Annotated in this window: 14 protein-coding genes and 1 riboswitch; of the genes, 13 read left to right on the forward strand and 1 reads right to left on the reverse strand. The window is 74.0% G+C overall.

Annotated features, from left to right (window positions below; all coding sequences use genetic code 11):
- Window positions 1-88 precede the first annotated feature (88 nt).
- From hpnC to AB0O53_RS13260, 9 genes are all read left to right on the forward strand, one after another.
- Window positions 89-973 (forward strand): squalene synthase HpnC, encoded by an 885-nt coding sequence (hpnC, locus tag AB0O53_RS13220; RefSeq protein WP_350991515.1) that lies wholly within the window; start codon window positions 89-91, stop codon window positions 971-973.
- Window positions 970-1941 (forward strand): presqualene diphosphate synthase HpnD, encoded by a 972-nt coding sequence (hpnD, locus tag AB0O53_RS13225; RefSeq protein WP_350991517.1) that lies wholly within the window; start codon window positions 970-972, stop codon window positions 1939-1941. Before hpnC ends, hpnD begins: the two co-directional genes overlap by 4 nt.
- Entirely contained in the window at window positions 1938-2354 is a 417-nt protein-coding gene (locus AB0O53_RS13230; protein WP_365195197.1) for a hypothetical protein, read from the forward strand. Before hpnD ends, AB0O53_RS13230 begins: the two co-directional genes overlap by 4 nt.
- The gene (gene hpnE, locus AB0O53_RS13235) at window positions 2351-3730 is read left to right on the forward strand and encodes a hydroxysqualene dehydroxylase HpnE (protein ID WP_350991521.1); all 1380 of its coding nucleotides are present in this window, start codon (window positions 2351-2353) and stop codon (window positions 3728-3730) included. The genes AB0O53_RS13230 and hpnE overlap by 4 nt, the downstream gene beginning before the upstream one ends.
- 92 nt (window positions 3731-3822) lie before the next feature.
- Window positions 3823-4923: a polyprenyl synthetase family protein gene (locus tag AB0O53_RS13240; protein WP_076042988.1), complete on the forward strand. Its 1101-nt coding sequence runs from the start codon at window positions 3823-3825 to the stop codon at window positions 4921-4923.
- Window positions 4924-5043: 120 nt separating this feature from the next.
- A complete protein-coding gene (gene shc, locus AB0O53_RS13245) occupies window positions 5044-7263 on the forward strand; it encodes a squalene--hopene cyclase (protein WP_350991523.1) in 2220 nt (739 codons plus the stop codon).
- On the forward strand, window positions 7263-7937 hold the full coding sequence (locus AB0O53_RS13250; RefSeq protein ID WP_350991525.1) for a phosphorylase family protein: 675 nt from the start codon (window positions 7263-7265) through the stop codon (window positions 7935-7937). Before shc ends, AB0O53_RS13250 begins: the two co-directional genes overlap by 1 nt.
- Before the next feature lie 5 nt (window positions 7938-7942).
- Entirely contained in the window at window positions 7943-8974 is a 1032-nt protein-coding gene (gene hpnH / locus AB0O53_RS13255; RefSeq protein WP_350991527.1) for an adenosyl-hopene transferase HpnH, read from the forward strand.
- Window positions 8971-10377, forward strand: coding sequence for an aspartate aminotransferase family protein (locus AB0O53_RS13260; protein WP_365195202.1), 1407 nt, complete (start codon window positions 8971-8973; stop codon window positions 10375-10377). Before hpnH ends, AB0O53_RS13260 begins: the two co-directional genes overlap by 4 nt.
- A 37-nt stretch (window positions 10378-10414) precedes the next feature.
- Here the strand turns inward: AB0O53_RS13260 and AB0O53_RS13265 are convergent, their stop codons facing one another.
- Window positions 10415-11206 (reverse strand): tyrosine-protein phosphatase, encoded by a 792-nt coding sequence (locus AB0O53_RS13265; RefSeq protein WP_350991531.1) that lies wholly within the window; start codon window positions 11204-11206, stop codon window positions 10415-10417.
- Window positions 11207-11518: 312 nt separating this feature from the next.
- Window positions 11519-11698, forward strand: a riboswitch (cyclic di-AMP (ydaO/yuaA leader).
- A 2-nt stretch (window positions 11699-11700) separates the two neighbouring features.
- Between AB0O53_RS13265 and AB0O53_RS13270 the strand changes: the two genes are divergently transcribed.
- From AB0O53_RS13270 to AB0O53_RS13285, 4 genes are all read left to right on the forward strand, one after another.
- Window positions 11701-12693 carry a M23 family metallopeptidase gene (locus AB0O53_RS13270; protein WP_365195205.1) on the forward strand — a complete coding sequence of 331 codons (993 nt, stop codon included), beginning with the start codon at window positions 11701-11703 and terminating at the stop codon, window positions 12691-12693.
- 163 nt (window positions 12694-12856) lie between these two features.
- Window positions 12857-13642, forward strand: coding sequence for an SGNH/GDSL hydrolase family protein (locus AB0O53_RS13275; RefSeq protein ID WP_350991535.1), 786 nt, complete (start codon window positions 12857-12859; stop codon window positions 13640-13642).
- 156 nt (window positions 13643-13798) lie between these two features.
- Window positions 13799-15001 carry an MBL fold metallo-hydrolase gene (locus tag AB0O53_RS13280; RefSeq protein WP_350991537.1) on the forward strand — a complete coding sequence of 401 codons (1203 nt, stop codon included), beginning with the start codon at window positions 13799-13801 and terminating at the stop codon, window positions 14999-15001.
- Window positions 15002-15292: 291 nt separating this feature from the next.
- Window positions 15293-17164, forward strand: coding sequence for an ATP-binding protein (locus AB0O53_RS13285; protein WP_350991539.1), 1872 nt, complete (start codon window positions 15293-15295; stop codon window positions 17162-17164).
- The last annotated feature ends 51 nt before the right edge of the window (window positions 17165-17215 follow it).

The raw sequence follows: 17215 nt of genomic DNA on the forward strand, positions 1-17215 counted from the left end.
GTCCCCCAGGGACGGCGGCCGTCCCCGCCCCGGGCGGCGGGCGGTGAACCCGGGGCACGGCATCCGACCCCTGTCCGACACGGTCCACGTGAGCGCCACCCTCGACAAGGCGGCGGCGGAGAACTTCCCCGTCGCCCCCGCCTTCCTGCCCCGCGCCTGGCGCGACGGGCTGACGGCCGTCTACGGATACGCCCGCCTCGTCGACGACATCGGCGACGGCGACCTCGCCCCCGGCGGGCACGACGCCGTCCTCCTCGGCCTCGAACCCGAGGCGGTGGACGACCCGCTCGCCATGCTCGACGCCTTCGAGACCGACCTGCTGCGCGTGTTCGGCTCCGCGGACGGCCCCCCGCGCCACCCCCTGCTGCTCGCCCTGCAGCCCGTCGTGCGCGACCACGGCCTGACCCCCGAGCCGTTCCTCGGACTCATCGAGGCCAACCGCCAGGACCAGCGGGTCACGCGCTACGAGACCTACGCGGACCTCGCCGCGTACTGCGAGCTGTCCGCCAACCCGGTCGGCCGTCTCGTGCTGTCCCTCACCGGCACCAGCACCCCCGAACGGATCCGCCTCTCCGACTCCGTCTGCACCGCCCTCCAGATCGTCGAGCACGTCCAGGACGTCGCCGAGGACCTGGGACGCGACCGGATCTACCTGCCCGCCGAGGACATGCGGCGCTTCCACGTGTCCGAGGCGGACCTGGCGGCCCCGTCCGCCGGCGCCTCCGTGCGCTCCCTGACCGCCTTCGAGGCCGAGCGCGCACGCGCGTTGCTGGACGAAGGCGTCCCGCTCGTGGGCAGTGTCCACGGCCGGCTCCGGCTGCTGCTCGCCGGCTTCGTGGGAGGGGGGCGCGCCGCCCTGCGAGCCGTCACCGCCGCCGGCTTCGACGTACTGCCCGGCCCGCCCAAACCCACCAAGAGCGGCCTGCTCCGCGAGGTTGCCGCCGTCCTGCGCACAGCGCCGAGAAAGGGGTGAGCCCGACCGTGGAGGGCCCCACACACGCGTCCGCACAGACCGCGGTCTCCGCACCGGTATCGGCGGCCTACAGCTACTGCGAGGCCGTCACCGGTTCACAGGCGCGCAATTTCGCGTACGGGATCCGGCTGCTGCCCACCGACAAGCGGCAGGCGATGTCCGCGCTCTACGCCTTCTCCCGGCGGGTCGACGACATCGGCGACGGCACGCTGCCCACCGAGGCGAAGTTCACGCGCCTGGAGGAGACCCGCGCCGTCCTCGGGCGGATCCGGGCCGGCGAGGTCGACGAGGACGACACCGACCCGGTCGCCGTCGCCCTCGCGCACGCCGCCCGCCGCTTCCCGATCCCGCTCGGCGGCCTCGACGAACTCATCGACGGCGTGCTGATGGACGTCCGCGGCGAGACCTACGAGACCTGGGACGACCTCAAGACCTACTGCCGCTGCGTGGCCGGGGCCATCGGCCGGCTCTCGCTCGGCGTCTTCGGCACGGTCGCGCCGGGCACGCCCGACGCGGCGCGCGCCTCCGAGTACGCCGACACGCTCGGCCTCGCCCTGCAACTCACCAACATCCTCCGCGACGTCCGCGAGGACGCGGGCAACGGACGCACCTACCTGCCCGCCGAGGACCTCGCCAAGTTCGGCTGCTCGGAAGGCTTCCGGGCCGGCCGGCTGTCCCCGGGGGCCGATTTCGCCGGGCTGGTCCACCACGAGGTCCGGCGCGCCCGCTCCCTGTTCGCCGAGGGCTACCGGCTGCTGCCGATGCTCGACCGGCGCAGCGGTGCCTGCGTGGCCGCCATGGCCGGCATCTACCGGCGCCTCCTCGACCGCATCGAGCGGGAGCCGGAGGCGGTCCTGCGCGGCCGCGTCTCGCTGCCGCCGCACGAGAAGGCCTACGTGGCCGTGCGCGGCCTGTCCGGGCTCGACGCGCGCACCGTCTCCCGCCAGGCCGTCCGGAGGCGGATGTGACGACCCGGACGAAGGCGGCCGCGCCCCGCGCCGCCGCCGCCCGCCGGCACGCCACGGCTCTGCCGACCCCGTGCCCGGCCGGCCCGGCCGCCGCCGCGGCCCGGCCCACCGCCCCCGCGGGCGCACGCACCGGTGAGGGCACCCCCGCGCGCGTCGCGGGCGGGGCCGCGGACCGGCCCGGCGCTCGGGGGACGACCCCGGGAGCCCACCCGGCGTGCGCCGGCGGCGCCCAGCGCCCGGGGGCGGCGCACCACACCGGCCGCACGCCGGCCCGGGCAACCACGCCGACGGCGGGCGCGTCCCTTCCTGCGGACCGCGGCCGGACCGCGCGGGAGCCGGGGGGAGAGGTCCTGCCCGCCCGGGGCCCGCACACCGGCCCGGAGGGCGACCGCACCACGGGGGAGGGCGCATGACGGGCACGGACCAGCACGCCGTCGTCGTCGGCGGCGGACTCGCCGGTGTCACCACCGCCCTCGAACTGGCCGACGCCGGGCTCCGCGTCACCCTGCTCGAAGGCCGCCCCCGGCTCGGCGGGCTCGCCTTCTCCTTCAAGCGCGGCGACCTCGACGTCGACAACGGCCAGCACGTCTACCTGCGGTGCTGCACGGCCTACCGGTGGTTCCTCGACCGCGTCGACGGGGCCGCGCTCGCCCCGCTCCAGGACCGGCTCGACGTCCCCGTCCTCGACGTCGCCCACCCCGGCGGGCCGCGCCTGGGACGGCTGCGCCGCGGCGGCCTGCCCGTGCCCCTGCACCTCGCCGGAGCACTCGCCCGCTACCCGCACCTGTCGCTCGCCGAGCGCGCGAGCGTCGGCCGCGCGGCCCTCGCCCTGCGCCGCCTCGACCCGGCGGACCCGGCCCTGGACGGCCTGGACTTCGCCACCTGGCTCAGCCGCTACGGGCAGTCCGCCCGCACCATCGAGGCCCTGTGGGACCTCGTCGGCATCGCCACCCTCAACGCCACCGCGCAACACTCCTCGCTGGGCCTGGCCGCCATGGTCTTCAAGACCGGCCTGCTCTCCGACAAGAGCGCGGCCGACATCGGCTGGGCCCACGTACCGCTCGGCGAACTCCACGACACCCTCGCCCGCAAGCAGCTCGACGCGGCCGGGGTGCGGACGCGGCTGCGCACCCGGGTCACGGCCGTGACCCGTACGCCCGAAGGGGCCTGGCGCGTCGACACCGAAGAGGAGTCGCTCGACGCCGGGACCGTCGTCCTCGCCGTACCGCAGCGCGAGGCGCACGGGCTGCTGCCCGCCGGCGCCCTCGCCGACCCCGACAAGCTCCTCGACATCGGCACCGCACCGATCCTGAACGTCCACGTCGTCTACGACCGCAAGGTGCTCAGGCAGCCCTTCTTCGCGGCCCTCGGCTCCCCGGTGCAGTGGGTCTTCGACCGCACCGCATCCTCCGGGCTCCCCGACGGCGGCCAGTACCTCGCGCTGTCGCAGTCCGCCGCCCAGGACGACATCGACGAGCCCGTCTCGGTGCTGCGCGCCAAGTACCTGCCCGAACTGGAGCGGCTGCTGCCCGCCGCGCGCGGGGCCAAGGTGCGGGACTTCTTCGTCACCCGGGAGCGGACTGCGACCTTCGCGCCCACGCCCGGAGTCGGCCGGCTGCGCCCCGGGGCGCGGACCGACACGCCGGGGCTCTATCTGGCCGGTGCGTGGACTGCCACGGGTTGGCCCGCGACCATGGAGGGCGCCGTCCGGAGCGGACTGAGCGCGGCCCAGGCCGCACTCGCCGCGCTCGGCCGCCACCGCGAACACCCTCTGCAGGAGGCGGCATGACGACCACCACCACGACGACGACCGGCACCACCGGTGTCACGAGCACCACGAGCACCACGAGCACAGCACGTACAGGAACAAGAGGAGAGCCAGTGAACCCGGGGAATCCGGCTGTCGAGAACACGGATGCCAGTGTGGGCGCAGCCGGAAGGGGCGTGGAGAAGGCCGACACCGTCGCCCTCCTGGAACGCGGCCGTACGATGTCGACCCCCGCGCTCCGCGCGGCCGTGGACCGGCTCGCCGCGCCCATGGACACCGTCGCCGCCTATCACTTCGGCTGGATCGACGCCCAGGGCCACCCGGCCGACGGCGACGGCGGCAAGGCCGTCCGCCCCGCCCTCGCGCTGCTCTCCGCGGAGGCCGCGGGCGCCGCACCGGAGGTCGGCATCCCCGGCGCCGTCGCCGTCGAACTCGTGCACAACTTCTCCCTGCTCCACGACGACCTGATGGACGGCGACGAGCAGCGCCGCCACCGCGACACCGTGTGGAAGGTGCACGGACCGGCGCAGGCCATCCTGGTCGGCGACGCCCTCTTCGCCCTCGCCAACGAGGTCCTGCTGGAGCTCGGCACCGTCGAGGCGGGCCGCGCCACCCGCCGCCTGACCACCGCCAGCCGCAAGCTCATCGACGGCCAGGCCCAGGACATCTCCTACGAGCACCGCGAGCGCGTCAGCGTCGAGGAGTGCCTGGAGATGGAGGGCAACAAGACCGGCGCCCTGCTCGCCTGCGCGGTCTCCATCGGCGCCGTGCTCGGCGGCGCGGACGACCGTACGGCCGACAAGCTGGAGGAGTACGGCTACCACCTCGGCCTCGCCTTCCAGGCCGTCGACGACCTGCTCGGCATCTGGGGCGACCCGGAGTCCACCGGCAAGCAGACCTGGAGCGACCTGCGCCAGCGCAAGAAGTCCCTGCCGGTGGTCGCCGCCCTCGCCGCCGGCGGGCCGGCCTCCGAGCAGCTCGCCGAACTCCTCGCCGCCGACGCCAAGAGCAGCGACTTCGAGAACTTCTCGGAGGAGGAGTTCGCGGCCCGCGCGGCGCTCATCGAGGAAGCCGGCGGCCGCCAGTGGACCGCGGACGAGGCGCGCCGCCAGCACGCCGTCGCGATCCGGGCCCTGGACGACGTCGACATGCCCCAGCGGGTGCGCGAGCAGCTCGTGGACCTCGCCGACTTCGTCGTCGTACGCAAGAGGTGACCGCCACCCGGCAGCGGATATGAATCGCGAGTCGCCGGCCGGCGCCGCCACCTGAGCGTGGCGCGCACCGGCCGACGGCAGACCCCAGCACAGCACAGGACACTGTTCTAAGGGGAAGCCATGACAGCGACGACCGACGGCAGCGCGGAGAGCGCCGGCGCCGGCAGCGAATCCACCCCGGGCGCCCTGCCGCCCGGCCCCGCCGGGACGGCCGTCCCGGGGACCGAGTACGGGCTCGCCGGCCCGCCCGACCCGGCGGCCGCGGCCGGGCCCGCGGCCGGCGGCGCGCCCGCCGCGCCGGTGGCGGTCACGGAGCGGTTCACCGCCCCGCCCGACCCCGCCCGGCGCCCCGGCCCGCCGCCCGCCTACCGGCAACCGGGTGCGCCCGGCGCGGGACGCACCGCCGCGGACCTGCCCGAACCACCGGACGGCAGCCCGCGCGAGGTGTACGAGGCCACCGCGCGCGCGACCCGGCACCTCCTGGACCGCCAGGACCCGGCGGGCTGGTGGAAGGGCGACCTGGAGACCAACGTCACCATGGACGCCGAGGACCTCCTGCTGCGCCAGTTCCTCGGCATCCGGGACGAGGCCACCACGTACGCCGCCGCCCTGTTCATCCGCGGCGAGCAGCGCGAGGACGGCACCTGGGCCACCTTCCACGGCGGACCGCCCGAACTGTCCGCCACCATCGAGGCCTACGTCGCCCTGCGCCTCGCCGGGGACCCGCCGGACGCCCCGCACATGAGCCGCGCCTCGGCCTGGATCCGGGCCCACGGCGGGATCGCCGCCGCCCGCGTCTTCACCCGGATCTGGCTCGCCCTCTTCGGCTGGTGGAACTGGGACCACCTGCCCGAACTTCCGCCCGAGCTGGTGTTCCTGCCGTCCTGGGTGCCCCTGAACATCTACGACTTCGGCTGCTGGGCCCGCCAGACGATCGTCCCGCTCACCGTGGTCTCCGCCCTGCGCCCGGTCCGCCCGGCCCCCTTCGCCCTCGACGAGCTGCACACCGACGCGCGGACGCCCTTCCCCGCACCCCGCCTGGCTCCGCTGACCAGTTGGGAGGGCGCGTTCCAGCGGATGGACCGGGCCCTGCACGTCTACCGGCGGTTCGCCCCGCGCCGGCTGCGCAAGGCGGCCATGGGCACCGCCGCCCGGTGGATCGTCGAGCGCCAGGAGAACGACGGCTGCTGGGGCGGGATCCAGCCGCCCGCCGTGTACTCCGTCATCGCGCTGCACCTGCTCGGCTACGACCTCGGTCACCCGGTGATGCGCGCGGGACTGGAATCCCTCGACCGGTTCGCCGTGCGCCGCGAGGACGGCGCCCGGATGATCGAGGCCTGCCAGTCCCCGGTGTGGGACACCTGCCTCGCCGCGATCGCGCTCGCCGACGCGGGCGTACGGGCCGACCATCCGGCCCTGGTGAAGGCCGCGGACTGGATGCTCGGCGAGGAGATCACCCGCACCGGCGACTGGGCGGTGCGCAGGCCCGGCCTGGCCCCCGGGGGCTGGGCGTTCGAGTTCCACAACGACACCTACCCCGACATCGACGACACCGCCGAAGTCGTCCTCGCCCTGCGCCGGATCAGACACCCCGACCCGGTCCGGGTCGACGCGGCCATCGCCCGGGGCGTGTCCTGGAACCTCGGCATGCAGTCGAAGGACGGCGCGTGGGGCGCCTTCGACGCCGACAACACCAGCCCGTTCCCGAACAAGCTGCCCTTCTGCGACTTCGGCGAGGTCATCGACCCGCCGTCGGCCGACGTCACCGCCCACGTGGTGGAGATGCTCGCCTTCGAGGGCCGGGCGGGCGACGCCCGCACCCGGCGCGGCATCGCCTGGCTGCTCGACGCACAGGAACCGGACGGCAGCTGGTTCGGCCGCTGGGGCACCAACTACGTCTACGGCACCGGGTCGGTGGTGCCCGCGCTCACCGCGGCCGGCATCGCCCCGGGACACCCCGCCGTCCGGCGGGCCGTGCGCTGGCTGGAATCCGTACAGAACGACGACGGCGGCTGGGGCGAGGACCAGCGCTCCTACCAGGACCGCTCGTGGGCCGGGAAGGGCGCCTCCACCCCCTCGCAGACCGCGTGGGCGCTCATGGCCCTGCTGTCGGCCGGGGAACGGGACGGCGAGGCCGTCGAACGCGGCATCGCCCACCTGGTCCGCACCCAGCGGGAGGACGGCTCCTGGGACGAGCCCTACTTCACCGGCACCGGCTTCCCCTGGGACTTCTCCATCAACTACCACCTGTACCGGCAGGTGTTCCCGCTGACCGCGCTCGGCCGCTACCTGTACGGGGAACCGTCGGTCCCGGCCGGCTCACCCGCCGGGGGCCCCTGATGTCCGCCCCGGGCGACCGGGCGGACCGGGCCGGCCCGCTGCTCGTCGCGTGCGCCCTGCGCATCGAACAGGTGGCGCTGCGCAGCGCGGGGCACGGCCGCGCACGCGGTACGGAGCACGCGCGGGCCGGGGCGTACACCCTGCTGCGCACCGGGATGGGCCCGCGCGCGGCCGAACGGGCGCTGCGCAGCGCCCTGGACCGGCCCGCGACGGAGCGGGCCGCCGTCCTCGCCACCGGGTTCTGCGCCGGGCTCGTCCCCGGCATGAGCCCGGGCGACCTCGTCGTCGCGGAGGAGACCCGCGACCCGCGGGGGACCGTCCCCTGCACCGGGACCGCGCTGCTGGCCGAGGCGCTGGCCCGGGCCGTCCCCGGCCGGACCGTGCACACCGGCCCGCTGACCGGGTCCGACCACGTCGTCCGCGGCCAGGAACGCGCACAGCTGCGCGCCACGGGCGCCGTCGCGGTCGACATGGAGTCCGCGGCGACCCTCTGGGCCGCCGTCCGGGGCGGCGCCCGGCCCGTTGCGGCCGTCCGGGTGATCGTGGACGCCCCGGAGCACGAGCTCGTCCGTATCGGCACGGTGCGCGGGGGAATATCGGCCTTCCGTGTTCTGCGTGCCGTACTGCCCGCGTTCTACGAATGGCACCGTTCTTCGCTGCTCCCCAGGAGGTGAGCCAGATGGCCATGCCGCTGCGCCAGACCATCAGGGTCGGGACCTATCTGCTCGAACAGAAGCTCCGCAAGCGGGAGAAGTTCCCGCTGATCGTGGAGCTTGAGCCCCTCTACGCGTGCAACCTGGCCTGTGAGGGGTGCGGGAAGATCCAGCACCCGGCAGGGGTGCTCAAGCAGCGCATGCCGGTGGCCCAGGCGGTCGGGGCCGTGCTGGAGTCCGGTGCGCCCATGGTGTCCATCGCGGGCGGGGAGCCCTTGATGCACCCGCAGATCCACGAGATCGTGCGGCAATTGGTGGCCCGGCGGAAGTACGTCTTCCTCTGCACCAACGCGCTGCTGCTGCGCAAGAAGATCGAGAAGTTCACGCCCTCCCCGTACTTCGCCTTCGCCGTGCACATCGACGGCCTGCGCGAGCGCCACGACGAATCGGTGGCGAAGGAGGGCGTCTTCGACGAGGCGGTGGAGGCCATCAAGGAGGCCAAGAGGCGTGGATTCCGGGTGACCACGAACTCCACCTTCTTCAACACCGACACCCCGCAGACGATCATCGAGGTCCTCAACTTCCTCAATGACGACCTGCAGGTGGACGAGATGATGATCTCGCCCGCCTACGCCTATGAAAAGGCACCGGACCAGGAGCACTTCCTGGGCGTCGAGCAGACCCGCGAACTCTTCAGGAAGGCGTTCGCGGGCGGCAACCGGCGGCGCTGGCGGCTCAACCACTCCCCGCTCTTCCTGGACTTCCTGGAAGGAAAGGCCGATTTCCCCTGCACGGCCTGGGCCATTCCGAATTACTCCCTCTTCGGCTGGCAGCGCCCTTGCTATCTGATGAGCGACGGCTATGTGCCGACGTACCGGGAACTCGTGGAAGACACCGACTGGAACAAGTACGGCCGCGGAAAGGACCCGCGCTGTGCGAACTGCATGGCGCACTGCGGCTACGAGCCCACCGCCGTCCTCGCCACCATGGGCTCCCTCAAGGAATCCCTGCGGGCCGCCCGGGAGACGGTCGGAGGCAACCGGGACAGGTCGGCATGAGTCCGGCGGAAGAGGGGCGGGGCGCCGGGTTCGACCTCGGCGCCCTGCTGGCGGCGCGCGGGGCGGAGCGGTACGAGCTGCACGCCCGCCACCTCAACCACCAACTGCCCCGGATGCTGCGCACCATCGGCTTCGACAAGGTCTACGAGCGCGCCGAAGGCGCCCACTTCTGGGACGCCGAGGGCAACGACTACCTCGACATGCTCGCCGGTTTCGGGGTGATGGGCCTGGGCCGCCATCACCCCGTGGTCCGCCGGGCGCTGCACGACGTGCTGGACGCCCAGCTCGCCGACCTCACCCGCTTCGACTGCCAGCCGCTGCCCGGGCTGCTGGCCGAGAAGCTCCTCTCGTACAGCCCCCACCTGGACCGGGTCTTCTTCGGCAACAGCGGCACCGAGGCGGTGGAGACCGCCCTGAAGTTCGCCCGGTACGCCACGGGCCGGCCCAGGATCCTCTACTGCGACCACGCCTTCCACGGGCTGACCACCGGCTCGCTGTCGGTGAACGGCGAGGGCGGGTTCCGGGACGGCTTCGCACCGCTGCTGCCCGACACCAAGGTGGCGCTGGGCGACCTGGCCGCCCTGGAGCGGGAGCTGAAGCGCGGGGACGTCGCCGCCTTCGTCGTCGAGCCGATCCAGGGCAAGGGGGTCCTCGCGGCCCCGCCGGGATTCCTGCTCGCGGCGCAGGAGCTGCTGCACCGGCACAAGGCGCTGCTGATCGCGGACGAGGTGCAGACCGGCCTGGGGCGTACCGGGGACTTCTACGCGTACCAGCACGAGCCGGGTGTGGAGCCCGACCTGGTGTGTGTGGCCAAGGCGCTGTCGGGCGGCTACGTGCCCGTCGGAGCGACCCTGGGCAAGGACTGGATCTTCAAGAAGGTCTACTCGTCCATGGACCGGGTGCTCGTGCACTCCGCGAGCTTCGGGTCCAACGCCCAGGCGATGGCGGCCGGGCTGGCGGTGCTGTCCGTCATGGAGGACGAGGACCTCGTGGCCCGCGCCCGGGCCACCGGCGACCTGCTGCGCGGGCGGCTCGCGGCCCTGGTGGACGAGTACGAGCTGCTGCACGAGGTGCGCGGGCGCGGGCTGATGATCGGCATCGAGTTCGGGCGGCCCTCCTCGCTGGGGCTGCGCAGCCGCTGGACCATGCTCCAGGCGGCCCGCAAGGGCCTCTTCGCGCAGATGGTCGTGGTGCCGCTGCTGCAGAAGCACCGGATCCTCACCCAGGTCTCCGGGGACCACCTGGAGGTGATCAAGCTGATTCCGCCGCTGGTCCTGGACGAGCAGGACGTGGACCGGTTCGTCGGGGCCTTCCGCGAGGTCATGGACGAGGCCCACGGCGGGTCCGGTCTGATGTGGGACTTCGGCAGGACCCTGGTGAAGCAGGCCGTCGCCGCGCGCTGACGGCCCGCCTCCCCCCGCCCAGGCAACGGGTTCCGGATCAGACCAACAGCCGGTCCCGGAGCCGGTCGAGGGTCTCGGGCGCCAGCCCGAGGCCCTCCGCCAGGTAGCGGTCCACCCCGCCCCAGACCTCGTCGATGGTGTCGAAGGCGGCGGTCAGGTACTCGGCGCGGGCGTCGAAGAGCGGCGCGAGCAGCTCCATCACCTCGGGCGAGCGGGCCTCGGCCGACGCGGAGCTGCGGCGCACCCGGTAGCGGCGGTGCGGGGCGTTGGACTCCAGGTAGTCCGCCACGATCGCCTCGCGCTCGACGCCGAGCGCGAGCAGGGTGACGGCGACGGAGAGGCCGGCCCGGTCCTTGCCGGCCGCGCAGTGCAGCAGGGCGGGGACGCTGTCCTCGGCGATGGCGTGGACGACCCGGCTGTGCTCGGCGGTGCGGGTCCGGATGATCCCGCGGTAGGAGTTCGCCATCCGGGCGGCGGCCTTGCCGTCGCCGAGGATCGAGCGGAGCTGGTCGAGGTCGCCGTCGCGCACCAGCCGCCAGAACTCCCGGCCGTCCGCCGGGTCCGAGAGCGGGATGTTGACGTTCCGTACGCCGGGCAGTTCGACGTCCGGGCCCTCCAGGGCGTGGTCGGCGCCGTTGCGGAAGTCGAAGACGGTGTGGAGGCCGAGCGAAGCGAGGAACTCTGCATCGGTTTCGGTGGCATGTGCGAGATGTCCGCTTCGGAAGAGTCGTCCCGACCCGACCCTTCGTCCATCAGAAGTCGGCAATCCGCCCACATCGCGGAAATTGCGCACTCCGGTCAGCTCCGGCTCCTGTATCTGCTGGGTCACGGGAACTCCTCCGCCTTCTCTTGGGGCGTCTGTCCGAATTGAGATGTTTGGCGCCAACTTGCCATATCCGGAGGCGAGATCGGGCACCGCCCCGTGAGCCAGATCATACGGTGACCGTGAGTGCCTGATCGTCAATGCCGAATGGCCCGGTGGGAACGGCTGTTGACGGAACGGAATGGACGGAGGGTGACCGGAATTCCGGCGGCCCCTCATACCTGTGAATCCGTCAGGGAATTCGCGGCTTGTTCGGCGTGCCCGCAAGGGATTACCTTCGCGATCGATCCGGGTGGATCGCCGAATCCTGCCGCCTCCCGGAAACCGCAACCGAACCATTTCGCGCGGCAGGAGCGGGGGAACCAGGTAAGCCGCTGTGTCGGAGATCTTTTCTCCGACACGGCTCGGGGTGAAGTCGTTCATGTCCCGTACATGTACGGCCGGACATCTCCAGTCCGAACCCGACAGCTCACCTCGCAGGCGCCGGAGAGGAATGCGTCATGCCTGCAAAGGGTAAGCACCGCCGTCCCAAGTCCCTTTCCATTTCCCGCGGATTCGCGGTCGCAGGCACCGGCGGCGCGGCCCTCGCCCTGCCGCTGATCGGCGCGGCCGGCGCCCACGCGGCCGGCACCCCGGCCGCGGCCCCCGCCGTCGCCCCCGCGGTGGCCCCGCAGCTCCCCGCCGCCCTCCAGGCGGCCCCGGAGGCCCCGGCGGCCCCCGTGCAGGCCGCGCCGACCGTCTACACGGTCGTCCCGGGCGACTGCCTCTCCGAGATCGCCGCCGAGCGCAACCTGTCCGGCGGCTGGCAGCGCCTGTACGAGCAGAACCGCGAGGCGGTCGGCAGCGACCCGTCGCTGATCCACCCCGGCCTGAAGCTGACCCTCGGAGGCCGCGGCGAGGCCGCCCCGGCCGACGCCGTCGCCGCGCCGCGCACCGCCCCCGAGTCCGCGCCCAAGGCGGCTCCGAAGGCCGCCCCCAAGGCGGAGTCGAAGCGGGCCGGACAGCCCGCCGCCCCCGAGGCGCGGCAGGAGTCCGCCCCCGAGGCGCCCGCCGCCCCCGCCGAGGCGCCCGCAGCGCAGCCGGCCGCCTCCGGATTCGTGGCCCCGGTCGGCGGTGGCATCTCCACCCAGTACAAGGTCGCGGGCGCCATGTGGTCCTCCGGCTACCACACCGGTGTCGACTTCATCGCCCCCATGGGCACCACCGTCAAGGCCGTCGGCGCGGGCACCGTGGTCTCCGCCGGCTGGAGCGGCTCGTACGGCAACGAGGTCGTCATCCGGCACGCGGACGGCAAGTACTCCCAGTACGCCCACCTGTCCCAGCTGTCCGTCTCCTCCGGCCAGAGCGTCACCGCCGGCCAGAGCATCGGCCTCTCCGGCTCCACCGGCAATTCGACCGGCCCGCACCTGCACTTCGAGATCCGCACGAGCCCCTCCTACGGCTCGGACATGGACCCGATCGCCTACCTCCGCTCGAAGGGCGCCAGCCTCTGACGGCAGCCGCCGACGGGGCGCCGACACGCGTGGGGCCGGGACCCGAGGGGGGTCCCGGCCCCATGTGTACTTATTCCTTATCTCTCGCGTGGTATAGATCACGGCCCGTCAACCCCTCATTACGTTGGCGTAGGTTGGTTACGGGAGTGAAGGATGGGTTCTCGTGGCAGCGACGACGACGAAACTCAAGACCATCGGCTCGTACGCGGCGATCGGGGACAGCTTCACAGAGGGCGTGGGGGACCCGGGGCCGGGGGATTCTTTTCTCGGCTGGGCGGACCGGCTCGCCGTGCTCCTGGCCGATCAGCGCGACGAGCACGACTTCCGGTATGCGAATCTCGCGGTGCGCGGGAAGCTGCTCGACCAGATCGTGGCGGACCAGGTACCGAGAGCCAAGGCCCTCGCTCCGGACCTGGTCACCTTCTGCGCGGGCGGCAACGACATCATCCGTCCCGGCAGTGACCCGGACGACGTGGCGGAACGGTTCGAGGCGGCCGTCGCCGACCTCACCGGAGCCGTCGGCCACGTCATGATCACCACCGGTTTCGACACCCGCGGGGTGCCGGTCCTCAAGCACATCCGGGGCAAGGTCGCGACGTACAGCGCGCACGTGCGCGCCATCGCCGACCGCTACGGCTGCCCGGTGCTCGACCTGTGGTCGCTGAAGTCCGTACAGGACCGGCGCGCCTGGGACGCCGACCGGCTGCACCTCTCGCCCGAGGGCCACACCCGCGTCGCCCTGCGCGCCGCGCAGGTGCTCGGCCTGGAGGTGCCGGCCGACCCCGACCAGCCCTGGCCGCAGCTGCGCCCGCGCGGCTCGGTGGACGTGACCCGCGACAACATCCAGTGGGCCCGCGAGTACCTGGTGCCGTGGATCGGCCGGCGGCTGCGCGGCGAGTCCTCCGGCGACCACGTCGAGGCGAAGCGGCCCGACCTGCTGCCGCTGTAGCCGGCGGACGACGGGGCGGAAGGGACGGACGGAGGGGGACGGGCGCAGGGGACGGGCGGAGGGGACGGAGAGGCGGGCGGAATCCTTCGGGACCGGTGTGCGTTGGGATGGTCGTAGCGATACGACCGCACCGACCCCATCCTCCCTGGAGGCGCTTTGACCGGCTCCCGTCCCCTCCGTCCTCGGCTGCGCGCCCTGCGGCCCGAAGCCTTCGGCGCGGACCCGTCCGGCGCCAGGCTGGAGCGGATCCGCCGCTCGCCGAACTTCGCCGACGGCGTCTTCCAGAACCCGGTCGGGGCCCGGAACAGGCCCTCGGGCTCGATGACGGAGTTCGCGAAGATCTACTTCCACCGCGAGCAGCGGATCCGGCGCAGCCCCGCGGGGGCCATCCCGGTGCACCCGACCACCCTCGCGGACCTGGCGAAGCCTCCCGTGAGCGGTCTGCGCCTGACCTGGATGGGCCACTCCAGCGTGCTCGCCGAGATCGACGGGCACCGGGTGCTGTTCGACCCGGTGTGGGGCGAGCGCTGCTCCCCCTTCCCCTTCGCCGGCCCCAAGCGGCTGCACCCCGTACCGGTCCCGCTGGCCGCACTGGGCGAGGTGGACGTCGTGGTCATCTCGCACGACCACTACGACCACCTCGACCTGCCGACGATCAAGGCGCTGGCCGGTACGGACACGCTCTTCGCCGTCCCGCTCGGGGTCGGCGCGCACCTGGAGCGCTGGGGCGTGTCGCCCGACCGGCTGCGCGAGCTCGACTGGAACGAGACCACCAAGATCGCCGGGCTGTCCCTCACGGCGACCCCCGCCCGGCACTTCTGCGGCCGCGGCCTGCGCAACCAGCAGCACACCCTGTGGGCGTCCTGGGTGGTCGCGGGCGACGAGCACCGGATCTACCACAGCGGCGACACCGGCTACTTCCCCGGCTTCGCGGAGATCGGCGCCGCGCACGGCCCCTTCGACGCCACGATGATCCAGATCGGGGCCTACTCGGAGTACTGGCCCGACATCCACATGACCCCCGAGGAGGGCATGCGCGCCCACCTCGACCTCCAGGGCGGCACCCCGCACGGCACGATGCTGCCGATCCACTGGGGCACCTTCAACCTGGCCCTGCACCCCTGGGACGAGCCCGGCGAGGGCACCCTCGCCGCCGCCGAGGGGTCCGGGTCGGCCGTCGCGCTGCCGATCCCCGGCCAGCCGTTCGAGCCCGGCGCCGAGGGGGCGCCCGGTGAGCCGTGGTGGCGCCCGTTCGTCGCGGGCGGAGCCGCACCCGCTCCCGCCGCGGCCCCCCGGACGACGCTCCCCGGCCGCACCCCGGCGGTCGGCCGCGAGGAGCCCGAAGCCGTCGGGTCGTAGCGGGGCCGCCCGCCGGCCGCCCGATCCGCCGCGTCGGCCCGCGTCTGCCCGCGGCGGCCGGGAAACGGGCCGGCCGCAGGGCCCGGCGCGGGGCGCCGCCGGGCGGCCGCAGCGGCCTGACCGGCGCATTCGGGCTGCTGTACGAGCGCTCCATCGGGAGCGGGAAGCACCCCCGTGAAGTTCCCCAACTGGCAGTCCGGGGCGGGAGAGCGGGGTCTAGCGTGGGTATTCGGTGATCAACACCGGGCCCCGGGAATGCTGGGGGCCGGGCCCCACGTACCGAGGACGCCGATGTCCGGACTCCGCGCCGCCCGCCACGCCCCGTCGAGACACGCCGTCACCGGTCCCGCCCGGCAGATACGCCCCCAGCTGGTGCGCGCCGCCCTCCTGCCCACGCTCGCCGCCGCCCTCAGCGGAGCCGCCGCGGTGATCTTCACTCTGCAGCTCGGCGGCGGGGCCGGCGACCGCGACGCCCGGCTCTGGCCGGTGCTCACCGGCTGCGCCCTCCTCACCGCGGGCGCCCTCGCCGCCGCCCTGCTCGGGGCCCAGCGCGCCGCCAAGGCCGTACGGGACCGGTGCGAGGCGCTGCGCCGCTCCAGCGTGCGCGGCCGCCAGGAGCTGCGGACGGCCGCCGAACGGCTGGAGCGCGGCGAGGCGCCGCCGCGGCCGGTCCGGGGCGGCCCGAACGCGCCGCTCACCGGGGGCGACCCGGCCGGTGTGGACGAGTTCTGGCTGCTCTCCCAGGAGCTGCGCGGCGCCCGCGAACAGGCCCACACGACCCTGGTACGGCTGGCCGGACCGGCCGCCCCGACCGACAGCGAGCGCAAGCTCGAGGTCTTCGTCAACCTCGCGCGCCGGCTCCAGTCCCTCGTCCACCGCGAGATCTCGCTGCTGGACGACCTGGAGGACACGGTCGAGGACCCGGACCTGCTCAAGGAGCTCTTCCACGTCGACCACCTGGCCACCCGGATCCGCCGCCACGCCGAGAACCTCGCGGTGCTGGGCGGTGCGGCCTCCCGCCGCCAGTGGACCCGGCCGATCGACCTGAGCGAGGTGCTCCGCTCCTCGGTCGCGGAGGTCGAGCAGTACACCCGGGTCAAGGTGGTGCCGCCGGCGGGCGGCACCGTACGCGGACACGCCGTCGCCGACGTGGTGCACCTGCTGGCCGAACTCGTCGAGAACGCCACGGTGTTCTCCGCCCCCGACACCGATGTGGTGCTGCGCGCCGAGCGCGTCACCGCCGGCATCGCGGTCGAGGTGGAGGACCGGGGACTGGGCATGCCGGCCGAGGAGCAGCACCGGATGAACACCCTGCTCGGGGACCCCGAGCAGGTCAGCGTCCGGAGCCTGCTCGCGGACGGGCGGATCGGCCTGTACGTGGTCTCGGCGCTGGCCCGGCGGCACGGGATCGCCGTCGAGCTCAAGTCGAACATCTACGGCGGCGTCCTCGCGGTGCTGGTGCTGCCGCAGGAGCTGCTGGGGGCGGCCGAGGCGGCCGATGCGGCCGGGGGCTCGCGGGTGACGCCGCCGCTGGAGCCGGCCCGTATGCCGCTGCCCCGCAGGGCGGGCCCGACCGTTCCCGCCCCCCGCCCCGGACCCGCGGGTTCCTGGGGTGCGACCACGACGGGCACCGGCGGCCCGCCGGGGGAGCCCGGCACCGCGACGGCGACGCTGCCGGAGCCACTGGACGACCCGCCGCCCGGGCCCGTGGCCGGGGTGGATCCCGGGGCCGGGACGGTGTCCGGGGCCCTGGCGGACCCGTGGGACGGGACCGAGAGCCCGTCCGGGCTCTGGGACGCGACCGGCACCACCGGTGCACCGGCGGACGCCTGGCCGGGAGTGCCGGCCGATGCCTGGACCGTGCCCGGGCCGGGGCCCGGTACCGCGGTGGACACCCGGTCCGCGCCGGCGGGCGATACCGGCTCCGTGGTGGACACGTGGCTGTCGGTCGGGTCCGCAGCGGATCCGGGCCCCGATTCCGCGGCCGCGGGCGAGCGGCCCGTACTGCCCCGGCGCCAGGCCCAGCAGCACCTCGCGCCCCAGCTGCGCGAGGCACCGGCCCCGCGGCGCCCCGCGGACACCGAGCAACCCGTGCACGACCCCGGCCTCATGGCCGCCTTCCAGCGGGGCTTCGGGCTCGCGCAGTCGGAGAACCAGGCATGACCTACAGCACCACCGGTACCACCGGCATCACCGGCACCCCCACGACCCCCG

It is taken from the genome of Streptomyces erythrochromogenes (assembly GCF_040684695.1).
Taxonomy (GTDB): Bacteria; Actinomycetota; Actinomycetes; order Streptomycetales; family Streptomycetaceae; genus Streptomyces; species Streptomyces erythrochromogenes_C.